This window comes from Candidatus Thioglobus sp., from assembly GCF_029243085.1.
GTDB lineage: Bacteria > Pseudomonadota > Gammaproteobacteria > PS1 > Pseudothioglobaceae > Thioglobus_A.
The window spans coordinates 1-6,602 of the sequence record NZ_JAQWSS010000099.1; the positions used below are offsets into that span (position 1 = coordinate 1).

Genomic DNA, 6,602 nt, shown 5'->3' on the forward strand with positions numbered 1-6,602 from the left:
TTTCTTTCTTACCTATTTTTATCGACTTAAAGCATTTAACTCTAGCAACTGAAATTGAAGTTATTGTTGTCGTTGGGCTGACTGTGTTTTTTGTACTTAGTCTGGCTAATGTATTAGGCCTAAAGCTGAGAAAATCAATCGAAAACCCAATTGTTATTCAACGAGTTAATAAAGCTACAGGGATTACAATGATGCTTGTTGGAATATTTGTCGGTTTATATTAAAATACACTCCATGAAAAAAAGTTTAATTGCAGAATTTCTAGGAACTTATATTATGGTGTTTGCTGGCACTGGTGCCATGACTATTGGCGCTTTAATGGGTGAGCCGGGCCACACTGGAATTGCAATTACTTTCGGATTCGTTATTGTGGCACTGATTTACAGTTTTGCTCATATTTCTGGCGCTCATTTTAATCCAGCTGTCAGTATTGCTTTTTGGGTTATGGGCGAGTTTGAAAAATATAAAGTCATACCTTATATCGCAGCACAAGTGTTGGGCGCCATTCTAGCCAGCTATAGTTTGTATTTTTTGTTATTAGAGGACATCTCATCTATGCAGCAAGCTGCATATTTAGGGGCAACACTGCCACATGGGTCTGAATTTCAGGCATTTGGCTTTGAATTTATCTTAACGTTTATCTTAATGTTGGTCATTAGCGCATCCGCTGTGCATGGCAAGGCCATTAAAGATTTTGCCGGTATTGCAATTGGCTTCACAGTGGGGCTAGAGGCTATGTTTGCCGGGCCGATTACTGGTGCTAGTATGAATCCAGCACGCTCTATTGGGCCGGCAATAGTTAGCGGTAATTTAGAAAATTTGTGGATTTATATTATTGCTACGATTTTTGGGGCTGTATTGGCAGCCATTGTATTTGTTAAGCTGATTAAGTGCCAGCATTCAGACGAGTGTGAAGCGTAAAATACCAAGCCATGATAATAAACCCTAAGCGTAATTCTAAATGGATGTAATTTACTGGCTAATCCCAAGCATGATCTTTGTAGGTGTCGTGCTAGTGATTCTCTTAATGATGGGTGTCAAGAGTGGTCAGTATGATGATTTAGAAGGCGAAGGTCAAAGAATACTGTTTGACGAAGAGGTTGACAATCAATCCAACAAGAAAAAATAGACGCAGATTGGGCTTGACATAAGTCACTCTTTATAGATAATTCGCAATTAAATATAGAACTAATAAGTAGGTAGGATAAGCAATATGGCAAAAAGTATTATTGATGGCTTGTTTGGAAAATCACCAATTAGCCCACTACAACAGCATATGAGTAGTGTACATTCGTGTATTTCTGAGTTAAAAGGATTTATGGTAGCTATTCATGCCCAAAATTGGGATGAGGCTGAAGCCATCAGATCTTTAATTGGCGATAAAGAAGGCGAGGCTGATGCACTTAAGAAAAAACTTCGTTTAAGCTTGCCATCAACGTTCATGATGCCGTTTTCTCGTCGTGATTTGCTTGATTTGTTACTTATTCAAGATTCAATTGCCAATCTTGCTAAAGACGTATCAGGCTTGATGATCAATAGAAAGATGACGCTACCAAATGAGATTTCTGACGATATGATCGAGCTAACTGACGTTTGTATTAAAACCTCAGCGACAGCGCTCAAAGCGGTCAATGAGCTAGATGAGTTATTAGAAACCGCTTTTGGTAATCGTGAGCGTAAAGTGGTTGGTTCAATTATTAGTGAAATTAATAGCTTAGAAAGTCAGTCAGACAAAATTCAACACGTTATTCGAGCTAAATTATTTCCATTGGAAGCAGACTTGCCGCCGGTAGACGTCATGTTTTATTATCGCGCTGTTGAGTGGTTAGGTGAACTGGCAGATGCTGCACAAAAAGTTGGCTCTCGACTTGAAGTGCTACTTGCTAAGTAGACTGTTAGGAGACTAAAATGGAAATTATTGAAAATTACGGCGAAATTTTATTAGTTCTTGCGGTTGTGTTTGGCTTGTTTATGGCATGGGGCGTGGGCGCTAATGACGTAGCAAACGCTATGGGAACGTCGGTAGGATCTGGTGCAATTACAATTAAGCAGGCGATTATTATCGCGGTTATATTTGAGTTTGCAGGCGCCATTTTGGCTGGTGGTGAAGTAACAGCAACCATCCGTAAAGGCATCTTGGATGCGAATGTTTTTACTGACAGCCCGCACTTATTGGTATATGGCATGTTAGCTTCGTTATTAGCCGCAGGAACTTGGCTCATGATTGCCTCTAATTTTGGCTGGCCAGTATCAACGACACACTCAATTGTTGGTGCAATTGTTGGTTTTGGTGCGGTAGGCGTTGGTGTTGATGCTGTTGCTTGGAGCAAGGTTGGTAATATCGCCATGAGTTGGATCGTGTCTCCAATCTTAGCAGGTACGATTGCTTTTATGCTTTTTAGAAGTTTACAGAACTTTATTATTGACACCAAGCATCCATTCGACAATGCTAAGAGATACGTGCCTTTTTATATGTTCTTAGTGGGTTTTGTTATCTCTTTGGTTACAATTTTCAAAGGCCTTAAGCATGTTGGTCTAGAGTACGATTTGGCTACAAGTTATATGCTCGCATTTGGCTTTGGCTTGCTTGTGACATTGGTGGGTACAATTATTATTAGACGCATTCACATTGACCCAAGTGAAAATGAAGAGTTCCATTTTACTTCAATGGAAAGAATTTTCAGTGTACTGATGATTATTACTGCAGCAGCCATGGCTTTTGCTCATGGATCCAATGATGTTGCTAATGCAATTGGTCCCTTGGCAGCTATTTATGGCGTGATTGAAAGTGGCGGAATGATTGGTTCCAAGAGTGCCTTACCAATTTGGGTATTACTTGTTGGTGGTGGTGGTATTGTTTTTGGTTTGGTGACTTATGGCCACAAGGTAATTGCAACTGTAGGTACTGGCATTACCCAGCTGACACCTTCGCGTGGTTTTGCAGCCACTCTTGCGGCAGCTGCAACTGTGGTAATTGCATCAGGAACAGGTCTTCCTGTTTCCACTACACAAGTATTAGTGGGTGCTGTGCTTGGTGTTGGACTAGCAAGAGGTATGGCAGCACTAGATACTCGAATGATTAATAAAATTTTCCTTTCTTGGCTAGTAACATTGCCAGCAGGCGCGTTAATGTCAATCATATTTTTCTTTATGCTTAAGGGCATGTTCGGAGCGTAATTATGACTATAGATGAAATTCAAGCCAAGTTAGAGCAGGGTATCGAGAATGCAACAGTAACCATGGAGGGTGATGGCTGCAATTGCTCAACATTAGTGGTATCGTCTAACTTTGAGGGCATGTCATTGCTAGCTAGACAGAAAATGGTGCTAGCAGTGGTGCGTGCAGAGATTGACTCGGGCGAGTTACATGCGCTAAGTATTAAGGCAAGAACACCAGAAGAGATGGCTTAGCCATCATTCATTTTCATGTGTTGCCGACACATGAATTTGTTCATCAAAATCAATTGTAACGCTTATATTGATTGGCCTACAACAGACAGAGCAATCCTCTATATAGCTTTGCTCAGGCTCTGAACAATCCACTTCAATTTCAATAACTTCCCCACAATAGGGGCAGTTAATTGAATGGGTCTGTATTTCATACATCGATACGCCTTTCTGTTAAGTCTTTCATAATGGCTTTTCTAACCTCATCTGAGTAATTAGTCCATCCACTAATTTCGTCACTATGACGTTTGCAGCCAACACAATAGTTGTCTTTGTTATATTTGCATATTCCAACGCAGGGGCTTTTTATAGCTTTGTAATCATCCATATAAGTATTATAGATTGTCTAGGTAGGTGGAGGTAAAATAGGCAGCTTTATATTATAAGATCAATATTATGGCATTTACTCAATTAGGGTTATCTGAATCAATTCTAGAGGCCGTTAAGAAGAAAGGCTACGACAAACCCTCTCCCATTCAGGAGAAGGCCATTCCGCTGATTCTTGAAGGTAAAGATGTTATGGCAGCAGCGCAAACAGGTACGGGAAAAACCGCTGGATTCACTTTGCCAATATTGCAATTATTGTCACAAGGACAAGCAACCAAATCGAATCAAGTGCGCACACTGATATTAACACCCACTCGAGAGCTGGCTGCTCAAGTGCAAGATAGTGTTAGTACTTACGGCAAGCACTTACCACTCAAATCAACCGTCGTTTTTGGCGGCGTTAAGATTAATCCACAAATGCAGAAATTACGCAGTGGCGTTGATATTTTAGTGGCAACACCAGGGCGACTATTGGACTTGTATTCGCAGAATGCAGTGAAATTTGATCAACTCGAAATTATTGTGTTTGATGAGGCAGATCGAATGCTAGATATGGGATTTATTCACGATATTAAAAGAATTTTAAAGATCCTGCCTACAAATAGACAAACTTTAATGTTTTCTGCAACTTTTTCTGATGAGATTAGAAAATTGGCAAAATCGTTAGTTCATAATCCGGTTGAGATTTCAGTAACACCCAGAAATTCAACCGTTAAATCGGTTAAGCAATGGATACATCCAGTAGATAAATCGAAAAAACAAGCCTTGCTAACCAAGCTAATTAAAGACCATGGCTGGTATCAAGTTTTGGTATTCAGCCGTACTAAGCATGGTGCAAATAAAATTGCGACTCAGTTGGGTAAAAAAGGCATTAGCGCTGCGGCCATTCATGGCAATAAATCCCAAGCAGCAAGAACGCGAGCTTTGGCTGATTTTAAGGCTGGTAAGGTTAATGTATTGGTGGCAACTGATATTGCTGCTCGTGGTATCGATATTTCTGATTTGCCGCACGTAGTTAATTTTGACTTACCGCATGTACCTGAAGATTATGTTCATCGTATTGGTCGTACCGGTAGAGCGGGCGCAAAAGGCGAAGCTGTTTCGTTGGTCAGTGCAGATGAAGCCAAGCAGTTATTTGATATTGAGCGTCTCACTCAAAAGAAACTTGAGCGGATTATGGTAGATGATTTTACTCCGGATCATAATGTACCTGATTCGCCAAAAAATATGCCCTCTCCAAAAAATAAAAAGCCTAAAAAGAGCAAGCCTCGCAACAAGCCAAGATATGGAAAAGATAGTAATTCAGCTGAAAACAAAACTAAAAAGAAAAAAGGTTTTTGGGGTAACAAACCTAAGAAAAAACCTTCTCAATAAGCGAGGATAATTATTATGAGTTGGTGGACGACAGTTTTAGGTGGCGCGTTTGGCTTTGTACTGGGCGGACCATTAGGTGCCATGCTTGGGGTAGCTTTTGCAGGTAACTTATCTAAAAATAAGTCCAGTTTTGGTGGCTTTGATAAAAATTATCATATAGGTGACCAGCAGCGTGTTCAGGCGGCATTTTTTAGTAGTTTGTTTTCTGTTATGGGTTATATTGCCAAAGTTGATGGCAAGGTTTCAAGAGCTGAAATTCTCTTAGCACAACAGGTTATGCAACATATGCAGTTGGCAGATGACATGCAAACAGTTGCAAAAGAGTTGTTTAATCAAGGCAAGCAAGCAGATTTCAACCTGGATGAAGTGCTCGAGCAATTTCGTCTTGAGAGTCACAGGCGTACGCACTTAGTACGTATGTTCTTAGAGATTCAAATCCAAGCTGCTTATGCTGATGGTGTGCTCGATCATAACGAGCATGAGGCGCTTAGATATATTGCGCAAAAGCTACATTTTCCTAGTCATGAGTTAGATGATTTAATTCAGAAATTTGCTGTGACTAGTAACCATGCTGACAAGCTAACAGTTAATGATGCTTATGTTGTGTTGGGTGTGGATAAAAGCGTAACCGATAAAGAATTAAAACGCGCTTATCGTCGATTGTTAGCTCAGCATCATCCAGACAAGTTGGTAGCTAAAGGCCTGCCAGAGGAAATGATGATAATCGCCAAAGAAAAAACTCAAGAAATCATCAGTGCGTACGAGTTGATTAAGAAACATCGTGGAAGGCGCTAAATTAAAAAATAGGAAAAATATGAGATCTAATTTAATTGCATTTGTTTCAATGCTAATCTTATCTGCATCGGTCCAAGCTGGACTCTGGGAAAAAGTAACCACCCTGGGCGCTGAAACGATTAAGCCAAGTGCTGAATATTTGATAGAAACAGCAGGTTGGAATATTCGTGTGTATGAGTGGATTCCGGCAGACAATCCAAACACACGCTGTATGTTTGCAGCAGGCTCAAAAAAAGGTGGTGTAGCTTGTTATTCAATCAACGATTAAACTGATGTTTGAATTGGTTATCCTTGGTTTTATAATTGCGATTGTTGTTTATTTGATTAGAGGCAAGGTTTAATTAATCCAGTTCGATTAGTATTTCATTTCGACGTAAAAATGGCAATGTCCATGGTGGGTTGTAAAACGCATAAATAGGACTATCCTGAGTTCTCAGGTCGTTATCTAATATGTATTGCGTTAATTTTAATTCATGTTGCTTAATATTGTCCTCTGAGGATAAGCCTGAAAATTTAATGACAACAAATTTCTTTTGATCAATTTTTTTAATTTTAACTGCAGAATTTTCTGGTTTTGGCAAAGTGCCTAATGAATGCTCAGCTGGCATTATAAAGCGAACAATCCACCCGTTTTCTGATTTTTGCTGAGTGACTGGCGCA

At 39.9% G+C, this 6,602-nt stretch carries 11 protein-coding genes and 1 pseudogene; 9 read left to right on the forward strand and 3 right to left on the reverse strand.

Annotated features, from left to right (window positions below):
• From P8M52_RS05690 to P8M52_RS05715, 6 genes and pseudogenes are all read left to right on the forward strand, one after another.
• Positions 1 to 224 (forward strand): annotated as a pseudogene (locus P8M52_RS05690) (LysE family translocator); the annotation flags it as partial.
• A 10-nt stretch (positions 225 to 234) separates the two neighbouring features.
• Positions 235 to 921, forward strand: a complete 687-nt coding sequence (locus P8M52_RS05695) for an MIP family channel protein (RefSeq protein ID WP_300308598.1) — start codon at positions 235 to 237, stop codon at positions 919 to 921.
• A gap of 40 nt (positions 922 to 961) precedes the next feature.
• On the forward strand, positions 962 to 1,129 hold the full coding sequence (gene ccoS, locus P8M52_RS05700) for a cbb3-type cytochrome oxidase assembly protein CcoS (RefSeq protein ID WP_300308601.1): 168 nt from the start codon (positions 962 to 964) through the stop codon (positions 1,127 to 1,129).
• A gap of 84 nt (positions 1,130 to 1,213) precedes the next feature.
• Positions 1,214 to 1,891 carry a TIGR00153 family protein gene (locus P8M52_RS05705; protein ID WP_300308603.1) on the forward strand — a complete coding sequence of 226 codons (678 nt, stop codon included), beginning with the start codon at positions 1,214 to 1,216 and terminating at the stop codon, positions 1,889 to 1,891.
• A gap of 17 nt (positions 1,892 to 1,908) precedes the next feature.
• Positions 1,909 to 3,177, forward strand: coding sequence for an inorganic phosphate transporter (locus tag P8M52_RS05710; protein WP_300308606.1), 1,269 nt, complete (start codon positions 1,909 to 1,911; stop codon positions 3,175 to 3,177).
• A gap of 2 nt (positions 3,178 to 3,179) precedes the next feature.
• Positions 3,180 to 3,410 carry a BolA/IbaG family iron-sulfur metabolism protein gene (locus tag P8M52_RS05715; RefSeq protein WP_300308609.1) on the forward strand — a complete coding sequence of 77 codons (231 nt, stop codon included), beginning with the start codon at positions 3,180 to 3,182 and terminating at the stop codon, positions 3,408 to 3,410.
• A 3-nt stretch (positions 3,411 to 3,413) separates the two neighbouring features.
• On the opposite strand, the gene P8M52_RS05720 is transcribed toward P8M52_RS05715, so the two are convergent.
• Together P8M52_RS05720 and P8M52_RS05725 are read right to left on the reverse strand one after the other, a co-directional pair.
• Positions 3,414 to 3,605, reverse strand: a complete 192-nt coding sequence (locus tag P8M52_RS05720; RefSeq protein WP_300308612.1) for a CPXCG motif-containing cysteine-rich protein — start codon at positions 3,603 to 3,605, stop codon at positions 3,414 to 3,416.
• On the reverse strand, positions 3,598 to 3,774 hold the full coding sequence (locus tag P8M52_RS05725; protein WP_300308615.1) for a DUF1289 domain-containing protein: 177 nt from the start codon (positions 3,772 to 3,774) through the stop codon (positions 3,598 to 3,600). Before P8M52_RS05725 ends, P8M52_RS05720 begins: the two co-directional genes overlap by 8 nt.
• A gap of 68 nt (positions 3,775 to 3,842) precedes the next feature.
• On the opposite strand from P8M52_RS05725, the gene P8M52_RS05730 reads away from it, so the two are divergent.
• Genes P8M52_RS05730 through P8M52_RS05740 form a run of 3 tightly spaced genes read left to right on the forward strand, consistent with a single transcriptional unit; the run spans position 3,843 to position 6,210 of the window.
• The gene (locus P8M52_RS05730) at positions 3,843 to 5,147 is read left to right on the forward strand and encodes a DEAD/DEAH box helicase (RefSeq protein WP_300308618.1); all 1,305 of its coding nucleotides are present in this window, start codon (positions 3,843 to 3,845) and stop codon (positions 5,145 to 5,147) included.
• A gap of 15 nt (positions 5,148 to 5,162) precedes the next feature.
• The gene (gene djlA / locus P8M52_RS05735) at positions 5,163 to 5,942 is read left to right on the forward strand and encodes a co-chaperone DjlA (RefSeq protein ID WP_300308623.1); all 780 of its coding nucleotides are present in this window, start codon (positions 5,163 to 5,165) and stop codon (positions 5,940 to 5,942) included.
• Between the two features lie 19 nt (positions 5,943 to 5,961).
• Positions 5,962 to 6,210 carry a hypothetical protein gene (locus P8M52_RS05740; RefSeq protein WP_300308626.1) on the forward strand — a complete coding sequence of 83 codons (249 nt, stop codon included), beginning with the start codon at positions 5,962 to 5,964 and terminating at the stop codon, positions 6,208 to 6,210.
• A gap of 73 nt (positions 6,211 to 6,283) precedes the next feature.
• Here the strand turns inward: P8M52_RS05740 and P8M52_RS05745 are convergent.
• On the reverse strand, positions 6,284 to 6,602 hold a 319-nt coding region (locus P8M52_RS05745; RefSeq protein ID WP_300308629.1), incomplete at its 5' end, for a heme-binding protein.